The 22356-nt window shown below is 55.2% G+C and carries 21 protein-coding genes; 12 read left to right on the top strand and 9 right to left on the bottom strand.

Annotated elements, in window-relative coordinates; translation table 11 throughout:
• Positions 1–155 precede the first annotated feature (155 nt).
• Positions 156–1613: a pyridoxal phosphate-dependent decarboxylase family protein gene (locus KUE00_RS09470; protein WP_246759561.1), complete on the bottom strand. Its 1458-nt coding sequence runs from the start codon at positions 1611–1613 to the stop codon at positions 156–158.
• 4 nt (positions 1614–1617) lie between these two features.
• The gene (locus KUE00_RS09465) at positions 1618–3009 is read right to left on the bottom strand and encodes a diaminobutyrate--2-oxoglutarate transaminase (RefSeq protein ID WP_246759559.1); all 1392 of its coding nucleotides are present in this window, start codon (positions 3007–3009) and stop codon (positions 1618–1620) included.
• 577 nt (positions 3010–3586) lie between these two features.
• Here KUE00_RS09465 and KUE00_RS09460 point away from each other — a divergent pair.
• Positions 3587–4060, top strand: a complete 474-nt coding sequence (locus KUE00_RS09460) for a hypothetical protein (RefSeq protein ID WP_246759557.1) — start codon at positions 3587–3589, stop codon at positions 4058–4060.
• Positions 4061–4166: 106 nt separating this feature from the next.
• On the top strand, positions 4167–5054 hold the full coding sequence (locus KUE00_RS09455; protein WP_246759556.1) for a glycosyltransferase family 17 protein: 888 nt from the start codon (positions 4167–4169) through the stop codon (positions 5052–5054).
• A 34-nt stretch (positions 5055–5088) separates the two neighbouring features.
• On the opposite strand, the gene KUE00_RS09450 is transcribed toward KUE00_RS09455, so the two are convergent.
• From KUE00_RS09450 to KUE00_RS09440, 3 genes are all read right to left on the bottom strand, one after another.
• Positions 5089–5835, bottom strand: a complete 747-nt coding sequence (locus KUE00_RS09450) for an SDR family oxidoreductase (RefSeq protein WP_246759554.1) — start codon at positions 5833–5835, stop codon at positions 5089–5091.
• Positions 5832–6236 (bottom strand): (R)-mandelonitrile lyase, encoded by a 405-nt coding sequence (locus tag KUE00_RS09445; RefSeq protein ID WP_246759553.1) that lies wholly within the window; start codon positions 6234–6236, stop codon positions 5832–5834. The genes KUE00_RS09450 and KUE00_RS09445 overlap by 4 nt, the downstream gene beginning before the upstream one ends.
• A 129-nt stretch (positions 6237–6365) precedes the next feature.
• Positions 6366–6743: a hypothetical protein gene (locus KUE00_RS09440; protein ID WP_246759552.1), complete on the bottom strand. Its 378-nt coding sequence runs from the start codon at positions 6741–6743 to the stop codon at positions 6366–6368.
• A 330-nt stretch (positions 6744–7073) separates the two neighbouring features.
• Between KUE00_RS09440 and KUE00_RS09435 the strand changes: the two genes are divergently transcribed.
• Positions 7074–9140, top strand: coding sequence for an FUSC family protein (locus tag KUE00_RS09435; protein ID WP_246759551.1), 2067 nt, complete (start codon positions 7074–7076; stop codon positions 9138–9140).
• Between the two features lie 3 nt (positions 9141–9143).
• Here KUE00_RS09435 and KUE00_RS09430 read toward each other — a convergent pair whose 3' ends face one another.
• A complete protein-coding gene (locus KUE00_RS09430; protein ID WP_246759550.1) occupies positions 9144–9689 on the bottom strand; it encodes a CpmK protein in 546 nt (181 codons plus the stop codon).
• A 203-nt stretch (positions 9690–9892) separates the two neighbouring features.
• Here KUE00_RS09430 and KUE00_RS09425 point away from each other — a divergent pair, with 203 nt between their 5' ends.
• Positions 9893–10849: a D-2-hydroxyacid dehydrogenase family protein gene (locus KUE00_RS09425; RefSeq protein ID WP_246759549.1), complete on the top strand. Its 957-nt coding sequence runs from the start codon at positions 9893–9895 to the stop codon at positions 10847–10849.
• On the opposite strand, the gene dsdA is transcribed toward KUE00_RS09425, so the two are convergent.
• Positions 10844–12160 carry a D-serine ammonia-lyase gene (gene dsdA / locus KUE00_RS09420; RefSeq protein ID WP_246759548.1) on the bottom strand — a complete coding sequence of 439 codons (1317 nt, stop codon included), beginning with the start codon at positions 12158–12160 and terminating at the stop codon, positions 10844–10846. The two genes, KUE00_RS09425 and dsdA, sit on opposite strands and share 6 nt — an antisense overlap.
• Positions 12161–12247: 87 nt before the next feature.
• Here dsdA and KUE00_RS09415 point away from each other — a divergent pair, with 87 nt between their 5' ends.
• Positions 12248–12805, top strand: a complete 558-nt coding sequence (locus KUE00_RS09415; RefSeq protein ID WP_246759547.1) for a YtfJ family protein — start codon at positions 12248–12250, stop codon at positions 12803–12805.
• Positions 12806–12818: 13 nt separating this feature from the next.
• Here the strand turns inward: KUE00_RS09415 and KUE00_RS09410 are convergent, their stop codons facing one another.
• On the bottom strand, positions 12819–13727 hold the full coding sequence (locus tag KUE00_RS09410; protein WP_246759546.1) for an AraC family transcriptional regulator: 909 nt from the start codon (positions 13725–13727) through the stop codon (positions 12819–12821).
• Between the two features lie 120 nt (positions 13728–13847).
• On the opposite strand from KUE00_RS09410, the gene KUE00_RS09405 reads away from it, so the two are divergent.
• The 7 genes from KUE00_RS09405 (at position 13848) to crtB (ending at position 21905) form a co-directional block, all read left to right on the top strand.
• Complete coding sequence (locus tag KUE00_RS09405) at positions 13848–14744, top strand: SDR family oxidoreductase (protein ID WP_246759545.1); 897 nt, start codon at positions 13848–13850, stop codon at positions 14742–14744.
• A gap of 316 nt (positions 14745–15060) precedes the next feature.
• Complete coding sequence (locus tag KUE00_RS09400) at positions 15061–15963, top strand: polyprenyl synthetase family protein (RefSeq protein ID WP_246759752.1); 903 nt, start codon at positions 15061–15063, stop codon at positions 15961–15963.
• Between the two features lie 21 nt (positions 15964–15984).
• Positions 15985–17028: a type 2 isopentenyl-diphosphate Delta-isomerase gene (fni, locus tag KUE00_RS09395; RefSeq protein ID WP_246759544.1), complete on the top strand. Its 1044-nt coding sequence runs from the start codon at positions 15985–15987 to the stop codon at positions 17026–17028.
• Complete coding sequence (locus KUE00_RS09390) at positions 17025–18296, top strand: glycosyltransferase (RefSeq protein WP_246759543.1); 1272 nt, start codon at positions 17025–17027, stop codon at positions 18294–18296. The genes fni and KUE00_RS09390 overlap by 4 nt, the downstream gene beginning before the upstream one ends.
• The gene (crtY, locus tag KUE00_RS09385) at positions 18293–19456 is read left to right on the top strand and encodes a lycopene beta-cyclase CrtY (RefSeq protein ID WP_246759542.1); all 1164 of its coding nucleotides are present in this window, start codon (positions 18293–18295) and stop codon (positions 19454–19456) included. Before KUE00_RS09390 ends, crtY begins: the two co-directional genes overlap by 4 nt.
• A complete protein-coding gene (locus KUE00_RS09380; RefSeq protein ID WP_246759541.1) occupies positions 19456–20937 on the top strand; it encodes a phytoene desaturase in 1482 nt (493 codons plus the stop codon). The genes crtY and KUE00_RS09380 overlap by 1 nt, the downstream gene beginning before the upstream one ends.
• A complete protein-coding gene (crtB, locus tag KUE00_RS09375) occupies positions 20934–21905 on the top strand; it encodes a 15-cis-phytoene synthase CrtB (RefSeq protein ID WP_246759540.1) in 972 nt (323 codons plus the stop codon). The genes KUE00_RS09380 and crtB overlap by 4 nt, the downstream gene beginning before the upstream one ends.
• Here crtB and KUE00_RS09370 read toward each other — a convergent pair.
• Entirely contained in the window at positions 21796–22335 is a 540-nt protein-coding gene (locus KUE00_RS09370; RefSeq protein WP_246759539.1) for a sterol desaturase family protein, read from the bottom strand. The two genes, crtB and KUE00_RS09370, sit on opposite strands and share 110 nt — an antisense overlap.
• Positions 22336–22356 lie beyond the last annotated feature (21 nt).

Here is a 22356-nt window from a genome sequence, read left to right as displayed (position 1 = left end):
ACCAGGAGTATTTAAAAGGCGTCCTGCGGGGCGCTTTTTTTTTGCTGTTCTCGCTATGCAACTCAGGTCGCCAGGCTGCGGGAAAACGCGCTGAGGATAGTTAATAAAAAAGCCGGTAATTTTCATTACCGGCTTTTTCGTTCTCGCAAAGAAAATTACGCGAGTGATTCAGCGGTGCGCTCAACCAGCGCCAGCAGAAGCTTGATATCTTCCAGCGTAACGGTTGGGTTCAACAGCGTCATCTTCAGGCAGGTTATGCCGTTGTGCTCGGTCACGCCGACGTTGGCACGACCGGAGTCCAGCAGCGCATCACCAATTTTCTGGTTAAGCAGGGCAATCGCCGCATCGTCACCTTGTTGTGGACGGAAGCGGAACAGCACGCTCGCCAGCTGTGGCTCCATCACCAGCTCCAGCGATGGCTGGGCGGTCACGTAAGCCGCAACCTGTTGCGCCAGCGTCACGCCGTGGTCGATGATTTCGGCATACTGCTTCTGGCCCAGCGCTTCCAGACCCATCCACATTTTCAGCGCGTCGAAACGGCGGGTAGTCTGTAGCGATTTAGACACCAGGTTTGGCACGCCAGCCGCTTCGTCGAACTCGGAGTTCAGGTAAGCCGCCTGGTAGCGCATCAGCTCGTAGTGACGCGCTTCCTTCAGCAGGAAGGCGCCGCAGCTGATGGTCTGGAAGAACTGCTTGTGGAAATCCAGGGTAATGGAGTCCACCAGTTCAATGCCGTCCAGATAGTCACGATATTTTTCCGAAAGCAGCAGTGCGCCGCCCCATGCTGCATCAACGTGCAGCCAGGTTTCATACTCTGCAGCAATTTTTGCAATCGCGCGCAGCGGATCGATAGCGCCTGCGTCGGTGGTGCCAGCCGTTGCGACAATCGCCAGAACCTGCTCGCCGTTGGCTTTCGCCTGCGACAGCTTCTCGGTCAGATCGTTAACGTCCATGCGCGCAAAGTTATCGGTTTTCACCAGCGTGACGGAGCGGTAGCCCAGACCCATCAGCGCCATGTTCTTCTGCACGGAGAAATGCGCGTTTTCAGAGCAGAATACCTTAATCTTGCTCAAATCGCCCGGCAGGCCATCCTGCTGTACCGAATGCCCCAGACGCGCGAAGAAAGCGTCGCGCGCCAGCATCAGGCCCATCAGGTTACTTTGCGTACCGCCGCTGGTGAAAACGCCAGCGTCACCGGCCTGGTAGCCAACCTGAGCGCGCAGCCATTCGATCAGCTTCATCTCAATGATGGTGGCCGACGGGCTTTGATCCCAGGAGTCCATGCTCTGGTTGGTGGCGTTGATCAGGACTTCCGCCGCCTGGCTAATCACCAGGCTTGGGCAGTGCAGATGCGCCACGCACTGCGGGTGATGCACCGACAGGCTGTCTTTCAGGAAGTATTCGATCGCGCGCTCAATGGCGGCCTGGTTGCCCAGGCCCTCCGCATTGAAATCCAGCGAGATGCGCTCGCGCAGCTCGGCAACGCTTTTGCCCTGATACATTTCAGGCTGCTGCAGCCACTGCACGACGGCCTGGCTGGTTTGCTCAATAGCCTGCTGGTAGGCTTCGGTGCTCTGCGCCGAAGCTGCCAGAATAGGGTTGGACCTGGACATCAACTTACTCCGCAGAAACAGGTTTAACGCCGGCAGCCACCATGGCGCCTTCAAATTTATCCAGGAACACGCCCAGCTCTTCTTTGCTGATCAGCAGTGAAGGCAGCAGACGCAGCACGCAGCCGTGACGACCGCCGCGCTCCAGGATCAGACCCGCTTCGAAGCATTTTTTCTGCAGCAGGGCAGAAAGCGCGCCATCGGCAGGGTAGCAACCCATGTGGTCCTGTGGCTGATCTGGCTTCACAATTTCAATACCCAGCATCAGGCCCAGGCCGCGAATGTGGCCGATAACCGGATAACGTTTTTGCAGCTCGGCCAGCTGGCCTTTCAGCCACTCGCCTTTTTCAGCAACGCTGGCTGCGATGTTGTTATCTTTCAGGTGGCGCAGCGTGGTCAGGCCGGTAGCCATTGCCAGCTGGTTACCACGGAAGGTACCGGTATGGTGACCTGGTTCCCAGGCGTCAAACTGCTTCTTGATACCCAGTACGGCCAGTGGCAGACCACCGCCTACAGCTTTAGACATCACGATGATGTCTGGCTCAATGCCCGCATGTTCAAAGGCGAAGAACTTACCGGTACGCGCGAAGCCAGCCTGCACTTCGTCCAGGATCAGCAGAATGCCGTGTTCCTGAGTCACTTTACGGATGCGCTGCAGCCACTCGACCGGAGCCGGGTTCACGCCGCCTTCGCCCTGAACCGCTTCCAGAATAACGGCCGCAGGTTTACGCACGCCGCTTTCCACGTCGTTGATCAGGTTTTCAAAGTAGTAAGCCAGCGCGTCTTCACCCGCTTTACCGCCGATGCCCAGCGGGCAGCGGTACAGATGTGGGTAAGGCATAAACTGAACTTCCGGCATCATGCCGTTAACCGCTTCTTTTGGCGACAGGTTGCCCGTAACCGCCAGCGCGCCGTGGGTCATGCCGTGATAACCGCCGGAGAAGCTGATCACGCCGGTACGGCCGGTGTATTTTTTCGCCAGCTTCAGCGCGGCTTCGACTGCATCCGCACCGGAAGGGCCGGTAAACTGCAGGCAGTACTCTTTGCCCTGGCCCGGCAGTAAAGAGAGCAGGTAAGCGGAAAACTCGTCTTTTAACGGCGTTGTCAGGTCAAGCGTATGTAACGGCAAGCCACTGGTAATGACATTTTGGATGCTCTGCAGCATATCAGGGTGGTTGTGGCCCAGCGCCAGCGTACCTGCACCGGCAAGGCAATCAAGATATTGATTATTCTCAACATCTGTAATCCATACACCCTGTGCTTTAGCAATGGCGAACGGCAGTTTGCGCGGATAGCTCCTGACATTCGATTCATATTCAGCCTGTCTGGCCAAAAACGCTTCATTGTTTCCTGATGAATTCGCAGCAAAATTATCAATACGGACTTTATCCGTCATCATATCTCTCCTACAACCAGGGGTGTTGATAACGCCGTGGTTGAATAAGTTGAATAAAAAGTTATGCGCTGTAAAAAAGCGCGGCCAATATAGGACTTTTCAGCCCGCGACTCAATGATTAATTTTGTTAAGATTTACTTACTATTTTCCTTTAATAATCAATAAGTTGTTGATTTTGTGAGCGACAGCAAAGCTGTCATTGCTTTAACAATTCAACAACAAAGCACAAAAAAGGCGGGTTTTTGTCGGGTGGCCACTGCCAAAGCCTTTAATGGCACAGGCTAAACGCTACCTGTTAAACCCAAATAAGCGCTGGCTAATGGCAAATTTAAGCGCAGCGGGAAAAGCGACAGGCATTAATTAAGCTTAGTGATAAAACGGCCCGTTTAATAACCGCTTCGCTTTAAATATCTGTCGGGATTAATCTTAAAAAAAGGCCAGCCTTTAAAGCTAACCTGCTGTTTTTAATTATAGCCCACCCTGACACCGCGTGATAATAAAACAATTTTCTCGCTCCGAGCTAAATCATAGTCTGTACTCAGGGTAGCTATTCTTTTCTTTCCATCAGCAGGGGATAAGTATGAGCAATCTGTTAAATATTAAGGCTGATGAAATCCTTACTCTTTTCCGTAAGCATTTCCCTGAACTTCCTGATGATATGGAGCAGAAAATTAGCGCCATTCTGACCACCGAGCCGCCGCCAGAGCTGAACACGGAAATTTCCCTTTCTGAAACAGAGCAGCCACAGACGCTGCGCTGCGCCATCATTGAAGGCTATAACAACGTTTGCCGCGGCAGCCTCGAACCAGAAACCCTACCGCATCATCTGGCCAGTACCGGCACGATTGCCAGCGCGGATTACGACAGGTTGTTTAGCGATACTCGTCATCTGTTTGTGGCTGCGAACCTTGCCCTGACCGGCGTGCTTTTTTATGACGACGCGCAGCAAGACCTGCTGGGGATCTATACCGGCTCTGCCATTGCCTCCGACGATCTTTTTTCTTTTACGCTTAAAGGCGGCTGGGATAGCGCGGGTGAGCCAGAGGAGCGTTAGTCACACTTTTTAGTTTTTCCTTACATAAAACGGCTGAAATATTGCGTGGCTGTTACAAATGCTGTTAAATTATGGCCCTGTTTTTTTTAACATGGATGCTGGCGCCTTGATTTACGACTGCTTTTTATACTATGACGAAGATATGCTGCTGGAAATTCGGCTGAATACCTTGCATAAATACGTCGACAAATTCGTTATCGTTGAGTCGCTTTATACCTTTACCGGTAAAAAACGAGAGCGCCTGCATTTTGATATTGAAAAATTTTCGCATTTTAAAGAGCAAATTATCTATGTTGTTAACGATCGTAAGCCGAAAATTCATCAACAGGCATTTCTTTCAAATGGTTCAACAGTAAACGCTGGTGAAACCGATCCATGGTTCAACGAAGCCTATGCACGTAACTTTATTATGCAGGGGCTGGCCGACGCAAAAGATGATGACATTATTATAGTGTCTGATGTTGATGAGATCCCGCATCCTGATGCGATTAAGCAGTTTAGCCGCTGGCATCTTTGCACCACGATTTACCAAAATTTCTATAATTTTAAATTTAATTTACAGGTAATGAATGACAACGGCACTCCCCGGTTATGCAAGCTGCCGAAAATGGTGACGTACAAGAATTTAAAAGGATTTTTTCTTGCGCAGCCCGAGCTGTTAAGAAACGTGAAACGTAAAGGGACCCCGATCCGAGATAGCTGGCTACGCTGGACCTTACTAAAATACTGCACCAAAGTGGTTAAAAACGGCGGCTGGCATTTTTCCTGGGTAATGACGGATGCGCGGATTAGTGAAAAAATGTCGACTATTTCCCATACCGAACACGATCTGCCGGAGTTTAATAATCCGGATCATATTCGCCGCTGCGTAGAAAACAATATTGATATCTGGAACCGTCCCAGAAAAATGAGAATTGTTCCTGTTAATGAACATGAGCTACCCGCGTGGCTGGTGGAGAACAAGAACCGTTTTCTGGAATTTATAAAAGAGTAAGCGGGGCAGGCAAATACCTGCACCGCGTCAAAAATCAGTGTGGCTGGCTGGTGGGGCGATAAAGGATTTCGTTAATATCTACTTCTGCTGGCTGGTTGATAGCAAACTCGACCACGCGCGCAAAAGAGTCGGCGGGAACGGCATGGGTTTTATAAAAATCCTGCATACGCGTACTAATCTCTTTATCCGAAATATGGTTGGTCAGCTCGGTCGCTACTGCGCCAGGCGAGATAATCGTAGTGCGCAGGTTCCACTCTTTCACTTCCGAGCGCAGTCCCTCACTGATAGCGCGGACGGCATGCTTGGTCGCGCAGTAAACCGATCCGGACGGCGTAACCTTATGGCCGGCTACGGAAGAAACATTAATAATATGACCGCTTTTCTGCGCCTGCATAAAAGGCAGCGCGGCGGCGATACCGTACAGCGTGCCTTTAATGTTGACGTCAATCATATTATCCCATTCATCCGTTTTCAGACTGTCCAGCCGCGACTGCTGCATCAGGCCGGCATTGTTCAGCAGCACATCTATACGGCCAAACTTATCAACGGCGGTTTTGACCAGCGCTATCACCTGCTGCTTGTTCGTCACGTCGGTAGTGACCGCCAGCGCTTTGCCGCCGTTGCTTTCCAGCTCTGCCACCAGCTTTGCCAGCCGATCGGCACGGCGTGCGCCCAGCACCACTGTTGCACCCAGCGCGCTCAGATGCCGCGCGGTCACTTCGCCCAGGCCGCTACTGGCACCGGTAATCACAATGACTTTTCCTGCCACGTTATTGCTCATGCTTTTTCTCCGTATTGTTCATCGGTGACTTTTTCCAGCCATTCCACAACCTTGCCATCCTGGGCTTCCTGAATAGCGATATGAGTCAGCGCAGTCGTTGCGCTTGCGCCATGCCAGTGCTTTTCGAAAGGCGGGATCCACACCACATCACCGGGACGGATTTCACGAGCTGGCTCACCCCAGGTTTGTACATAGCCAAATCCGCTCGTCACAATCAGCGTCTGCCCAAGCGGATGCGTATGCCAGGCGGTACGTGCACCAGGTTCAAACGTTACACTACCGCCGCTGGCACGAGCAGGCTCACTGGCAGGGAAAAGGGGGTCGATGCGCACAGTACCGGTAAACCAGTCCGCCGGACCGGCATAAGAAGCCCGTGAGCCGCATTGATAGATATCAGTCATAATTTGCCCTTGCATAGGAAGACCTGAACGCCGCGTCCGCAGCCAGGCAGAATGTACTGATAGAAGGTTAGTTGAAAAAGAGAGGTTGATTAAGCCCGTCAGACTAAACGGGCTGAGGAGTGAGGTAGATTAATTGCGCGCTTTTTCGGCTGATGACCATGCAAAGTTGCCGCGTAATGCAAACAGCAGTCCCGCCGCTAAGATAAGCGCAGCGGCAACGGCAGCAAAACCCGGCGAAGCCAGAAACGCTAACAGCGCTACCGGTGCCGAAGGTTGGTCATCGGTGGTGGTGCCGGTTTGCCATGCCGCCAGGCAGTAAAAAATCGGCATAACCGCGACTGCTACCCATAAAATATGCAGGATATGGGCGATGCGCCAGGAAAGTGCGACGGGAATCTTAAAAATATTTAATCTTAAAAGCCAGAATGCCACCCTGCCAGCGGCCAGCAGAAAGAAGGTGTGGAGCAGGGACATAAAAAGCATAACGCCGTGCATAGCATGTGTCATAAGAAGTATCCTTCAAAAAAGTAACGAAAGCAGACTAATAAGCATAGTCGTTGAATGGTTATTATTGAGAAGAATTTCTTACTAATTATCCTGACTTAAGCAGAACATGATGCGAAAAAAGCAATACCGCACAAAAGGCGATAATTTTTCTGCTTAAAATACAACCAGTTTGCGCGTTTCAGGCCGCTTTTAAGGCGTTTTTAAACAAGTTTATTATGTTAATCATTTAGTTAGGTCATTAATAATTTGTAGTACTAATTGACGGGCGCGCATAACGGGCTTCTGGCAGGATACGCATCCACGCAGTGTGCATCTGGTTTAAAAATTTCCATGAAGTGGTTTACCAAAAACGCGGTACTCTTCTCCGCTAAAACCTGTCTGGCCGCCTTTCTGGCACTTTATATCGCACTTGAGCTCAATTTTGAAAAACCCGCCTGGTCTCTGACAACCGTCTTTGTGGCGTCGCAGCTCTATAGCGCGTCAACGATCTCCAAGTCAGTATTTCGCCTGATGGGCACGCTGCTTGGCGGGCTGTTTATCTTTCTGATTTATCCGGAAACGGTGCAGTATCCGCTCCTGTTCAGCCTGTGCGTCTCGCTGTGGGTTGCGGTATGCCTTTATCTTTCTTTGCACGACCGCACGCCCAAAAGCTATGTCTTTATGCTGGCCGGCTACAGCGCTGCGATTATGGGATTTCCCGGCGTGGTATCACCTTTTTCGATCACCGACATCGTCGTGTCACGCATAGAAGAGATTACCCTGGCCATAATCTGTAGCAGCCTGGTACACCAGCTGATCCTGCCGGTATCGATGAAAAGCCTGCTGGAGCAGAGCGTCAGCATCTGGTATCAGAATGGCCGGAAACTGTGCGCCAAGCTGATTACCGTGCTGCCAAAGGATAAGTCGCTGGAGCGGGAAGATATTCTGATCCAGATGGCTAATTTTCCGCTAAACGTCGAAACGTTGATTACCCACTGCGTGTATGAAGGTGACGCGGCGCGAAAACTGATCCGGCTGGTCAGCGTGCAGTATCAGCACCTTTCTTATTTGATCCCCACGCTGACCGCGATTGAAGCGCGGCTGGGCGTGCTGGGCGAACAGCAAATTCGCTTTCCGCAATGCGTGGCGGATGTTTTTAGCGAGTTTCTGGTGTGGCTGAACGGTGGGGAAATCAGCGAACCTGTGGTCATGCAGCAGCGACTTAGCGCAACGCAGGCGCAGCTAAAGCAGATTTGGCAAAGCGGGGAGCTATCGACCGAAGAGAGCATTTTGCTGATTGGGCTGCTGGAGCGGCTGGCGGACTTTGTGCGTATTGCGGGCGCTTATCACAGCGTTAGCGTGCTGGTCAGCGATCTTTCCGGCGATACCAGCCTGGCGAAAGATACGCGAGCGCATCGCCATATTGATAAAGGTCTGCTGCTGCTGTCGGCCACGACGGCTTTTCTGGCAACGTTTATCTCCTGCCTGTTCTGGATTGGCAGCGGCTGGGCAGACGGTGCCACCGCGCCCATGATGGCGGCGATTGTCGCTTCGTTCTTTGCCGGTATGGATACGCCGCTGGTGCCGATGAAGCGCTTTATTAAGGGCGTGGTAATTGCACTGGCGATCAGCCTGTTTTATATCGCTTTCCTCATCCCGCAGGCGAATACTTTTGAAGCGCTGTTGCTTTGCCTGACGCCGGGACTGCTGCTGCTTGGTCTGGTGATTGCCAGGCCGTCGACCAATCTGATCGGCATCAGCGTGGCGACGCAGATCCCCGCTTTTCTGGGCATGAGCCACCATTTTACGCCTAATCTGACCTCGCTGATTAATACGGCGATTTCATCGATGGTGGGAATTATCGTGGCGGTGGCTATTACCGCAATTATCCGTAATAAGCGTCCAGCCTGGACGGCCAAACGCGCGCTGCGCACGGGGCTGCGCGATCTGCTGCGGCTGGTGAAGGAAATTGAACGTAACGGCTCTTCGCTGCTGGCTCGTCAGCAGTTTATCGCCCGCACCCTGGACCGCGTAAATATTATTCTGCCCAGAACGCGGCTCGATCCGCACCCTGACCTGCTGTCGGGCGGTAACCTGCTAACGGAGGCCTGGCTGGGCGCAAACTGTTATGACTACTACGCTCGGCAGCGGCAAATACTGGAAAAGTACAGCATCGATAGCGGGCAAATGTTTCACGAGCTGGGCCTGTATCTGAAGCGGCGTATGAAATCGCTGCAAACCCAGCCGCATAAAGATCTGCAGGACGAGCTGGACCTGCTGCTGCTCAGGCTGGAAGCGCTGGCGAGACAGGATGAAGCCGTGTTTGCACCACTGTTTTATCTGTTTAATATTCGCCTGTCGCTCTACCCATTACAGCGCTGGCCGGATAAATCGCTGCTGATTACTATCAGGCGCTAATCGCTAATAGAGCAGGTCCAGCTGCTCAGGCTCATTGATTAGCTGCAGTGAGCGGGCGGAAAAATCGGCTCGCCAGCGTACTTTGTCGATGCCCATAATCAGATTGTCTACATCATTATTGGCAACGCGCACCGCGCAGTTTCTGGCCCACAGGGGCAGGCGGGCAATGTCGTAAGTGAAAACGACGGCTACATCGCCGTTTTCCTTGATACTTATCGATTGAATGGTTTTTACCCGCATGCGGCCATAGCAAAAATCATGGTGTTGACGAAACTCCCGTCTACCGTAATCGGTAAGCTGCCAGCGGATTTCCGCCGGAAAACGACGGGGATGAATCAGGCCGGCATCGGCCAGCGCAGCCATTCTGGCTGTTACCCAACCGTCGCGACCGTGCGCAACAATTACCGGCCAACGGGTCTCTCCCAGGCAAAGCGCTGGTTCGCCATCCAGCGCTTTTTGCACCGCGTTACGATAGCGGGTGTTATCGGCATGACAGAAAAAGCTGGCAGTTAAGATAAGCAGAGAAAGGCTAAGGGGTGCGAGCCGCATTCAACATCCTTTTAGTTGGTTATCGCAGGGTTTTAAACGTCAGGCCTGATTTTATAAGTACGGAAAGCTAACCCAAAGTAAAAATATTTGCCGGGCCAGCATACAGCAGCGGCAAAACGTTTTAGCCACAAAATCAGTTTGCCGCAGCAGGATTGCACTACGCTTGTCTTTGCAAAGTCCAGTCGTCTGAAAGAGGAAAAGCTATGGCGGATAAATGCATCATTCTTGACGATTACCAGAACGTTGCGACAAAAATGGCCGACTGGCAGACGCTGGACAAATCCCTGACGATTGAGTGCCTGCATCATCATCTCCGCGACCGCCACCAGTTAGTCGAGGCTCTACAGCAGGCAGTGGTTATCGTTGTCATGCGCGAACGTACCGTTATTGACCGCGAACTGCTGGCTCAGCTTCCCGACTTGCGGCTGATCGTCACCAGCGGGATGCGCAATGCGGCTATTGATATTGCGGCGGCGAAAGAGAAGGGCATCACCGTCTGCGGTACCGCCAGCGGCAGCGAACCACCGGCGGAGCTGACCTGGAGCCTGCTGCTGGCGCTGGCAAAAAATCTGCTGCCCGAACAGCATAATCTGACCGGTAATGGCCCGTGGCAGTCTTCGCTCGGCACTACGCTGGCCGGAAAAAACATCGGGATTATCGGACTGGGCAAAATTGGCCAGAGGATTGCCCGCTACGCGCAGGCTTTTGAGATGAACGTTTACGCCTGGAGCCCTCATCTTACCGCGCAGCGTGCGCAGGAAGCGGGCGTAACTTTCGTGGCGGAAAAATCGGCGTTGCTGGCCCAAAGTGACTTCGTCACGCTGCATCTGGTCTGCGCGCCTGCCACGCAGGGGATTATTGGCTGGAACGATCTGCAACAGATGAAGCCCTCGGCTTACCTGATTAATACTTCACGTGCGGCGCTGATCGAGCAGGGCGTGCTGCTGCGGGCGCTGGAAAATAACGTTATCGCTGGCGCGGCGGTGGACGTTTTTGAAGAGGAGCCGCTGGCAGCGGACTCCCCGTATCGTCAGTCTCATCACCTGCTGGCAACGCCGCACCTGGGCTACGTTAGCGACAGTAACTACCGCACTTATTTTACTCAGGCGATTGAAGATATTAACGGCTGGCTCGACGGGAAACCGGTGCGGGAGCTATAGCGCGCGTCGGCCTTCTGCCAGATAAGCCTGCATCTCTTCTTCCGGCACCATGCCACCGCCCGTGGCCCAGACCAGGTGCGTGGCCTGCGCCATTTGGTCTGGCGTCAGCCCGTGTTTTAGCTGCCAGGCCTGGCTGGAACATATGCGCATCGGCCCGGCCATTCCGGCCAGCGCGGATGGCTCCAGCTGAATATTTTCGCTGCGATCCAGCGCGGCGAGCATTCTGTACATCGTCTTGTCGCTAAGCGTATAGCAACCGTCAATCAGCTTTGCCATCGCCCGCCCCACAAAACCGGAGGCACGACCGACGGCAAGGCCATCCGCCGCCGTTTTATTATCAATACCGATATCCGTGACGGCAATAGCGTCGTGCAGCCCCGTACTCATGCCCAGCAGCATGCAGGGAGAATGGGTCGGCTCGGCAAAAAAACAGTGCACGCTATCGCCAAAGGCGAGCTTCAGGCCGAAAGCGACGCCGCCGGGACCTCCGCCCACGCCGCACGGCAGGTAAACAAACAGCGGGTGCGCGTCGTCTACCTTAATCTTCAGTTCGTTAAACTGCGCGCGCAGACGTAGTCCGGCCACGGCATAACCTAAAAACAGCGTGCGGGAATTTTCATCATCAATGAAAAAGCAGTGGGGATCGCTTTCGGCCGCGCGACGTCCTTGCGCCACGGCAACGCCATAATCCTCTTGATACTCAACAACCTTAACGCCGTGGGATCGCAACTTCTCCTTTTTCCACTGGCGCGCGTCAGCGGACATATGCACGGTCACGTCAAAGCCCAGCTTTGCGCTAATGATGCCGATAGAGAGGCCCAGATTGCCGGTAGAACCGACGGCAATGCGCCGCTGGCTAAAAAATGCTTTACAACGGGAAGCGAGCAGCACGCTGTAATCGTCATTTCTGGCGATCAAACCAGCGTCGATCGCCAGTTTTTCTGCATGCGTCAGCACTTCATAAATACCGCCGCGCGCTTTAATTGAACCGGAAATGGGCAAATGGCTGTCTTTCTTCAGCCATAAAGTGCCGGTAAGCGGCTGCTTATCCTCTTCTTCCAGCCACCGCTGCATGGCGGGAATGGCAACGGTCGGCGATTCGATGATTCCGTGCGCGGTGGCGGTTTCCGGAAAAGCCTTAGCCAGCAGCGGGGCGAAACGCTCAAGTCTTGCTGCGGCCTCGTTAACGTCAGCCAGCGTCAGGCCAACCAGCGCTAAACCTTCTTCGGCGCTGGCAGCGTCAGGGTTCAGCCAGAATGTTTCATTAAGCGTTTGCAGTTGCAGAACAACGGGGTGATCAAGGGCCGCCATAAGATCTCTTTTTGTAAAAATGAGGTAAGTCATTATTTGCAGGATACACTCTGTAAGCCAGCCGGACACTATGCCAACGGAGAAACAATGCGCCTTGCTTCCTTATTACTGCTGTTGGTCAGTCTTGACGTCTCAGCCAGCAATTTCGTTATTAATCAGCGCGTGCCGCCAGTCGGCGTCGGCGTACAGGGCGAACTGCTTGTTAATCACCATACCCTTTCAACACGGCCCTGGAACAGCGCGCAGCTACACGGCAAAATTCGCGTTTTGCTGCATATGGCAGGCAGAATTTCAGCAAAAGATGAAAACGCCGCGCTGATTGAGATGTTAAGCAAAGCCGATCTGCCGCATGACCGCTATCAGACTACCACTATTGTTAATACCGACGACGCTATCCCGGGTAGCGCAATCTTTGTTCGCGCCAGCCTGAAATCGGCCAAAGAGGCGTCGCCCTGGGCGCAGTTTATTATCGACGGTCAGGGCAGCGTCAAAAAAGCCTGGCAGCTTAAAGCGGGCGGCTCGGCGGTCGTGGTGCTGGATAGCCAGGGGAAGGTACGCTTCGCCCATGAGGGCGCATTAACCGCGGCTGAAAATCAGCAGGTAATGGCGCTGTTAAAGACGCTGCTGGAGGAAGGCGTTTCCTGAACAAAGAGCAATCTCATTTTTTTCTGGCGCATAATTGCCCGGGCGAACAGCCGATAACGCGTTTAAATGCCTTTGCAAACGCGCTTTCTGATTCATAACCTGATGAGAGTGAAATCTGTTGAATAGAATCGCCTGAATTTTGTAAGCGGTCACAGGCCAGCAGCATTCTCCACTGAGTGAGATAGTCGATGGGGGCCGTGCCTACCGTCACCTTAAAATGTTTTGCAAACGCCGAGCGAGACATTCCTGCCTGACCAGCAAGTTTTTCCAGCGTCCACCTGTAGCCGGGCTGGTCGTGAATACAGGCCAGCGCGGCGCTCAGCTGCTTATCCCGCAGGGCAAAAAGCCAGCCCACGCCCGTGCCGGGAGTGTCGTTGATATGCAGTCGTAAAGCCTGAATCAACAGCATAAAAGCCAGCTGCTGCATAATCAGCCCGTTGCCAGGCTGGGCGGTTTGCACCTCCTGCACCATGCGATCGAGCGCCCAGCGCATAGCGGCTTTATCGGCTTCTTTACGAATATGTACCACCGGCGGCAGCGAGCTTAACAACATGCTGGCAGGGCGGCCAGCCAGAAGAAAATGGCCGCCGACCAGAAAGCAGCCGGGGTTTCTATGCATGTTTACCGCTATATCCGTCACCATCGACGTGCGGACCTGCTGAAAGTCCACGGGTTCCGACATCAAATCTGTTGCCAGCCGGAAAGGTGGGCCGGGCGGCAACAGATAACAATCTCCCGCAGTAAGCCGCAGCGGTTCGGTAACGCCCTCAACCGATAGCCAACACTCTCCAGATACCACGGCGTAACATTTAATCCCGTCATGGAACGGCCACTGCACGGCTGATCCCTGAGGCAGCAGGACGCCGCCAGACGCATAGCTTTCAGGCTTCAGCAGCGACAGCAACTGCGAGAGCGGATCCATAATCACCCCGGACGATCGGACATAAAACAGCGACTTTACAACATAGATCGTATCCAATAAAGCCAATACAGTGGCGGTTCAATAAGGCCGTAGCGATCGCTACTTTCTGAGGGTTCTATTATGCGTATTTTTCTTACCGGCGCGACCGGATTTATCGGTACAGAGATTGTCAGCCAGCTACTGGTGGCCGGGCATCAGGTTGTCGGGCTGACCAGAAGCCAGCAGGGTGCTGACAGGTTAAAAGCAGCAGGCGCCGAGGCACATTTTGGCGATATTGAAGATGTTGATAGTTTGCGGCGGGGTGCGGAGGCATGCGATGGGGTAATCCATACCGCATTTAACCACGACTTTTCTACCTTCGTGGCGAACTGTGAGCAGGACAGGCTGGTTATTCAGGCCCTGGGCGACGCGTTAAAAGGCTCGCAGCGGCCTTTAATCATTACTTCAGGCGTGGGGATGGGGGCGGCAGGGCCAAATCAGCTGGCCGTGGAGGATCATTTTAATCCTGCGCATCCTAATCCACGTAAAGCCTCAGAACTGGCAGGCGAGGCTGCGTTACAGAAAGGCATCAACGTTGCTACGGTTCGTCTTGCGCAGGTGCATAACCCGATTAAGCAAGGACTTATCACGCCATTAATTGATGTCGCCCGGCAGAAGGGTATTTCAGCCTGGGTTGCAGAGGGGCAGAACCGCTGGTCCGCTGTCCATCTCAGCGACGCGGCACGGCTTTACGTGCTGGCTCTGGAAAAAAATACCCCGGGAAGTCGATATCATGCTGTTGCAGAAGAAGGCGTTACGCTGCGGCAGATTGCCGAAACGATTGGGCATGTTTTAAATCTTCCCGTCACGCGCCTTGACGCTGTCGAAGCCTCTGCTCATTTTGGCTGGATGAGTAGATTTGTTGCCCACGATATGTCTGCGTCAAGCGTATTGACCCGGGAACGTCTTGCGTGGCGGCCGACAGGGCCGGGACTGCTTGCCGACCTTGAGCAACTCCCGCCGATAACGCGCAATTAAGATACGCCACCTCGCCAGCGTCTTTTTTTATCTTTATGTTTTTTAACATGAAAACAGGGAAGCACTCTGGCGAGTATTAACATCCTGAAAACGCCGCCTCAAAGGTAATTTATTGTTTAATGGTTAAATTTCCATAATTTCTGTCTTTTTGTTAAGGATAATCTAGGCTTAACTGAAACAACGTTAGTTTTCACGAGTAAAACCGCTCTCAACCGGCCTGTTGCGCTGCGCCGGGCGAAGCAAGCCAGAAAGGCTTTACGGCAACGGCGACCTCTCTTTTTTACTCGTTATGATGGGAAAACCAGTGACGGCAACCATGACCAACGCTAAAGAATTATTGAGTCAGGAAAGCGAACTGCGCGCGTTGCGTGATGCGCTACATCGTCGGCTCGACCAGCTGTTACCCGCTGGTGGCGAGCGCGATCGGGTCAGCGCGGCAATGCGTGAAGGCGCGCTGGCACCGGGCAAGCGCATTCGTCCCTTGCTGCTGATGCTGGCGGCTTGCGATCTCGGCTGCGACAAAAACCATCCGGGCCTGCTCGATCTTGCCTGTGCTGTGGAAATGGTGCATGCCGCCTCGCTGGTGCTGGACGATATCCCCTGTATGGATAACGCGGCGCTGCGCCGCGGCCGACCTACCATCCATCGCCAGTTCGGGCAGGATGTGGCGATCCTTGCGGCAGTGGCACTGCTCAGCAACGCTTTTGGCGTGGTGGCCGCTGCCGAAGGGCTGTCCGATGCCTGTCGAGCCCAGGCCGTAGCGGAGCTTTCCGCTGCCGTTGGGCTACAGGGGCTGGTTCAGGGGCAGTTCCGCGATCTGAATGAAGGCAACGTAGCGCGCAGTGAAGAAGCGATAGCCGATACTAACGAGCTGAAAACCAGCATGTTATTCAGCGCAACGCTGCAAATGGCGGCGCTGGCGGCAGACGCATCGCCTGAGATACGCCAGAAGCTCGGTTTTTTCGCCCGCGATTTGGGACAGGCCTTTCAGCTGCTCGACGATTTAGCAGACGGTCACAGCGGTACAGGTAAAGATCTTAATAAGGATGAAGGCAAATCGACGCTGGTAGCCCTGCTGGGGGCTGAAGCAGTACAGCAGCGCCTGCATGCGCATCTGCACAGCGCCGATCAGCATCTCTCATGGGCCTGCCAGCACGGTCTGGCAACGCGCCGCTTTATGCATAGCTGGTTCAGTCAGCAGCTGGCAACCTTTAGCTGATTGTTGAGATGCGGAGAGTGAATGAAGGACGCGAACCTTGTACAGCGTAAGAACGATCATCTTGATATTGTCCTCAACCCGGCGCTCAACGTGCCTAAAGCCCGAACGGGGTTTGAACACTGGCACTTTGAGCACTGCGCGCTGCCAGAGCTGGATCTGGACGGCATCGATCTTAGCAGCACGCTGTTTGGTAAAAAGCTGCAGGCTCCGCTGCTGATTAGTTCGATGACCGGGGGGGCCGCTCGCGCTCGCCATATCAATCGACATCTGGCACAAACCGCCCAGCAGTTAGGGCTGGCGATGGGCGTTGGCTCGCAGCGCGTGGCGTTGGAAAGCGAGGCCAGCTTTGGCCTGAACAGCGAGCTGCGGGAAATTGCACCCGATATCCCTTTATTAGCTAATCTGGGCGCGGCGCAAATTCGCGGCGCGCGCGGGCTGGACTATGCCCGGCGTGCGGTCGAGATGATCCATGCCGACGCGCTTATCGTGCATCTCAATCCCTTACAGGAAGCCCTGCAAACCGGCGGCGATCGCGACTGGCGCGGCGTGCTTGATGCTATTGGCCAGCTGGTTAAACGGCTTACGGTGCCGGTAGTGATCAAAGAAGTCGGCGCAGGGATTTCAACTAACGTGGCGCGGCAGCTGAGCGAAGCCGGGGTTGCCATGATTGACGTGGCGGGCGCTGGCGGCACCAGCTGGGCGGCGGTCGAAGCGGAAAGGGCGGAACATCCTGCGCAGCGGCGTATTGCGATGGCCTTTGCCGACTGGGGCATTCCTACATCTGAAACGCTACGCGCTATTCATACCGGGTTACCCGCGATGCCGTTGATTGCTTCCGGCGGTATTGCCGATGGCATTGATGCGGCTAAAGCGCTGGCGCTGGGGGCCAGCCTGGTTGGCCAGGCGGCCGCCGTGCTTAACAGCGCCAGCGCGTCAGCCGAGGCAGCCGTCGAGCATTTTCGTACCTTAATCGAACAGCTACGCATCGTCTGTTTCTGCACCGGTAGCGCCAATCTTAGCGAGCTTCGTCAGGCAAAACTGCACTATACCAGGAGCGAGGGATGAGTCACTACGCGGTGATCGCGCCGCCGCTTTACAGCCACTGGTATGCTTTACAGGCGCTGGCGCAGGAGCTGATTGAGCGCGGTCATCAGGTGACCTTTATTCATCAGGCCGAAGCGGCCGAGCTGCTCAACGATAAGCGTATCGCTTTTTATGCCGTCGGCGCGGCTTCGCATCCGCCCGGCTCGCTGGCCCGCACGTTAAAACTTGCCGCCAGGCCCGCCGGTTTTTCGCTGCTGGCGCTGATAAAAGATATGTCCCGCACCACCGAGATGCTGTGCCGTGAACTACCCGCGGTGCTGGACAAGCTCAACGTTGATGGATTAATCGTGGATCAGATGGAAGCCGCCGGCGGCCTGGTCGCCGAAGCGCTGGCGCTACCTTTTGTCTCGGTAGCCTGCGCGCTGCCGGTTAATCGCGAGGAAGGACTACCGCTGCCGGTAATGCCTTTCTCTTACGGCACGGACGAGGCGGCGCAAAAACGCTTTCGTACCAGCCAGCGCATTTATGACTGGATAATGCGCAGCCACGGACGCGTGATTGCCCGCAACGCCGCAAAATTTGGCCTGCCGCCGCGCCAGAGCCTGCACGAATGCCTTTCGCCGCTGGCGCAAATCAGCCAGACAGTGCCTGCCCTCGATCTTCCTCGTCGACATCTGCCTGCGCATTTCTACCAGGTTGGGCCGCTGCGCCCCGGGAAAACGGAAGATCGCTTCTGGCCGCTGTGGTCAGCGCGGCCTTTCGTCTTTGCTTCGCTGGGCACGCTGCAGGGACACCGTTTTCGGCTGTTTAAAACTATCGCTCGCGCCTGTAGCCGTCTGCACGTACAGCTTCTGATTGCCCACTGCGGCGGTTTATCTGCCAAACAGGAAGCGGAGTTAAAAGCCTGCGGCGCTTACTGGGTAACAGACTTTGCCGATCAGCTTAGCGTGCTACAGCAGGCCAACGCGGTCATTACCCACGGCGGATTAAATACCGTCGCGGATGCCGTCAGTACATCCACCCCCGTACTGGTCGTACCAATCGCTTTCGATCAGCCCGGAGTGGCGGCGCGCGTGGCGTGGAACGGCCTTGGCCGTCGCGTTTCCCGTTTCGCCAGCAGCAAAAAAATGGCGCAGAATCTGGCGCTGCTGCTGCACAACCAGGACAATTCATCCGCCATGCAGACCGCACAAAACCAGCTGCGGCAGGCGGGCGGCGCGCCGAAGGCGGCAGATATTGTGGAGCAGGCACTGGCCGCAAAGGCCTTCAGGCCTGGAGCAGCGGGATGAAAAAATGGGATCTCATTCTGGTCGGCGGCGGCCTGGCTAATGGACTGATCGCCTGGCGGCTACAGCAGCAGCAGCCTTCGTTAAACGTGCTGGTGCTGGAAGCGGGCGAGCGGGCAGGCGGCAATCACACCTGGTCCTTTCATCAGCACGATTTAACGTCAGAGCAACATGAATGGCTGCGGCCAATGGTGGCGCATCGCTGGCAGGGTTACGACGTGCGTTTCCCGCGCTTTCGGCGCACGCTGTCCGGTGACTATCTGAGCGTGACGGCGGAAAGCTTTGCTGCACCGCTGGAAAAGGCATTAGGAAACAAGCTGCAAACGCTGATAAAAGTGAGCAAGGTCGGCGTGCAGAGCGTGACGCTAAGCGATGGCCGGACGCTGCATGCCAGAGCGGTTATTGACGGACGAGGCTATCAGCCCAGCCCTTATTTAACCGTCGGCCTGCAGGCATTTTTAGGCCAGCAGTGGCAGCTGGCGGAGCCGCACGGGCTGACGCGGCCGATCCTGATGGATGCCACGGTAGACCAGCAGCAAAGCTACCGTTTTGTCTACACGCTGCCGCTTTCTGCCGATACGCTGCTGATTGAAGATACCCACTATCAGGACAGCAGCGTGCTGGACAGCGAAATGGCGCGGCAGCGCATCGCCGACTATGCGCAGGCGCAGGGCTGGAAGCTGGCACATTTACAGCGCGAGGAGCAGGGAAGCCTGCCGATTACGTTGCAGGGGCAGCCAAAAGCGTTTCGCCAGCAGCAGGGCGAACGCATTTATAGCGGCCTGCGTGCCGGATTGTTTCATGCGACAACCGGCTATTCACTGCCGCTGGCGGCAACGCTGGCCGATAAAATCGCCGCTACGCCCTTAACCTCGCACCGACAGCTGCAAGAGCTGATAGCGCAGTTTGCCGCCCGTGAGTGGCAGCGCCAGCGATTCTTTCGCATACTCAACCGCATGTTATTTCTTGCCGGTCGCCCGGAACGGCGCTGGCAGGTTATGCAGCGTTTTTATCAGCTGGACGACGGGCTGATCGCCAGGTTTTACGCCGGCCGTCTCAAACCTACAGATATGGCACGGATCCTTACAGGCAAGCCCCCGGTACCGGTCGGTGAGGCATTGCTGGCCGTGCTCAAAAAAACTCCCCGGCTGCGAGCTTTCTGATGAAAAAAACAATTGTAATTGGCGCCGGTATCGGCGGCCTGGCTTTGGCTATCCGTCTTCAGGCCGCGGGCATTCCCGTGCTGCTGCTGGAAGCGCGCGACAAGCCCGGCGGCCGCGCTTATGTCTATCACGATCGGGGGTTTACCTTTGATGCAGGCCCAACGGTGATTACCGATCCGTCGGCAATCGAAGAACTGTTTACGCTGGGCGGGAGACGTACCGCCGAGTTTATCGATATGCTGCCGGTCAAACCTTTCTATCGGCTGTGCTGGGACTCCGGCGAAGTCATGGATTACGACAACGATCAGCAGGAGTTAGAAGAGCAGATCGCCCGTTTCAATCCTGACGACGTGGCGGGCTATCGTCGCTTTCACGCCTACTCGCGCGAGGTGTTTAAAGAGGGTTACCTGAAGCTTGGCAGCGTACCTTTTCTTTCCGTGCGCGATATGGCCCGCGCCGCGCCGCAGCTGGTGCGGTTACAGGCCTGGAACAGCGTTTACAGCATGGTGTCAAAGTTTATTAAAGATGAGCACTTGCGCCAGGCTTTCTCCTTTCATTCGCTGCTGGTCGGCGGTAATCCTTTTGCCGCCTCGTCTATTTACACCCTGATCCATGCGCTGGAGCGCCAGTGGGGCGTCTGGTTTGCCCGCGGCGGTACCGGCGCAATGGTTCAGGGGCTGGTAAAGCTTTTTCGCGAGCTGGGCGGCGAAATCGAGCTAAACACGCCGGTCAGTAAGCTGGAAACGGAAGGCGATCGTATTACCGCAGTACGCACCGCGGACGGGCGGCGTATTGAAGTGGAAGCCGTGGCCTCTAATGCTGACGTAGTGCAAACCTATGACAAGCTGCTTGGTCACCATCCGCACGGCGCAGCGCAGGCCAAAGCGCTCAAGCGTAAAAGCATGAGTAATTCTCTGTTCGTTATCTACTTTGGGCTGAACAATCCGCACAGCCAGCTGGCGCACCATACGGTCTGCTTTGGGCCGCGCTATAAAGAACTGATTGAGGATATCTTTCATCACGACAAGCTGGCTGATGACTTCTCGCTTTATCTGCATTCGCCCTGCGTCACCGACCCTTCTCTGGCACCACCAGGCTGCGGTAGCTTTTACGTGCTGGCACCGGTACCTAACCTGGGCGTGGCCGATATCGACTGGGAAGTGGAAGGGCCAAAGCTGAAAGAGCGTATTTTTGCCTATCTGGAAGAGCACTATATGCCGGGCCTGCGCGAGCAGCTGGTGATGGAAAAAATCTTCACGCCGTTTGATTTTCGTGACGAGCTGGGCGCGCATCTGGGTTCCGCTTTTTCCGTTGAACCGCTGCTGACGCAGAGCGCCTGGTTCCGCCCGCACAACCGCGACAGCAAAATCAAAAATCTCTACCTGGTCGGCGCGGGGACGCATCCTGGCGCGGGCATTCCGGGCGTGATTGCTTCTGCCAAAGTGACCGCCAGCCTGATCCTGGAGGATATTATACGATGAACGAGCCGTTGCTCAGTCACGCCACGGAAACAATGGCGGTGGGGTCCAAAAGCTTTGCGACGGCGGCGAAGCTGTTCGATCCGGCAACCCGCCGCAGCGCGCTGATGCTCTATGCCTGGTGTCGCCACTGCGATGATGTGATTGACGACCAGCAGTTAGGTTTCAGACAGGAAAACAGCGCGCAGACCACGCCAGAAGCACGACTGCAAATGTTAAAGGCGCTGACTATTCGCGCCTGTATGGGCGAGTCGATGAGCGATCCGGCCTTTGCCGCTTTTCAGGAAGTGGCTCTGGCACACGCTATCCCGCAGCAGCAGGCGTTCGATCATCTGGAAGGTTACGCCATGGACGTGCGCGGCGACCTCTATTACAGCCTGGATGATACTTTGCGCTACTGCTATCACGTTGCAGGCGTGGTTGGCCTGATGATGGCGCGGGTGATGGGCGTGCGCGATGAGGCGGTACTGGATCGCGCCTGTGATTTAGGGCTGGCTTTTCAGTTGACCAATATCGCTCGCGATATCGTTGAGGATGCCCAAACCGGTCGCTGCTACCTGCCGATCCACTGGCTGGAAGAAGAGGGGCTGACGTTGAAAAACTATGCTGAGCCAGTCAACCGTGAACGGCTGGCGCGCGTGGCCGATCGGCTGGTGGCGGCCGCTGAACCTTACTATCTTTCGGCGGATGCCGGGCTGGCGGGTCTGCCGCTGCGTTCGGCCTGGGCTATTGCCACCGCGCGCGGCGTCTATCGGGAAATTGGTGTGAAGGTTCGCAAAGCGGGAACCGCCGCCTGGGAGCGGCGGCAGGGCACCAGCAAGGCAGAAAAGCTGGGCCTGCTGGCGGCGGGAGGATGCAAGGCTATCGCTTCACGACTGGCTGCGTCTGCTCCGCCTCGTCCTGCGGCGCTGTGGCAGCGTCCGCGCGCTTACGACGGCCATGTCGCTGGCGCAGCGTTGCCTGAAGTTTAGCGACCGGCGGCGCATAGAGAAAACCAAAAGAGACGCAGCCTTCGCGGCCGCGTACGGCATGATGCAGCCGGTGCGCCATATACAAACGTTTCAGATAGCCTTTGCGCGGCACATAGCGGAACGGCCAGCGCTGGTGAACCAGACCATCGTGCACCATAAAATAGAGCAGGCCGTATGCCGTCATGCCCGCGCCGATCCATTGTAAAGGCCAGTAGCCGATGCTTCCCAGATAAATCAGCACGACAGAAAGCACCGCAAAGACGACGGCGTAAAGATCGTTGACTTCAAACCAGCCTTTGCGCGGTTCATGGTGGGAGAGGTGCCAGCCCCAACCCCAGCCGTGCATAATATATTTATGCGAAAGCGCGGCGATAAGCTCCATCGCGGCAATAGTTCCCAGCACGATCAATGTGTTGTACAGCCACAGCATAATTTTTTCCATCTTGCTAAC

Origin of the sequence: Erwinia phyllosphaerae (genome assembly GCF_019132875.1) — a bacterium.
Taxonomy (GTDB): domain Bacteria; phylum Pseudomonadota; class Gammaproteobacteria; order Enterobacterales; family Enterobacteriaceae; genus Erwinia; species Erwinia phyllosphaerae.
Note: the sequence above shows the minus strand (reverse complement) of the source record. Positions and strands in the feature narration are given on the sequence as shown.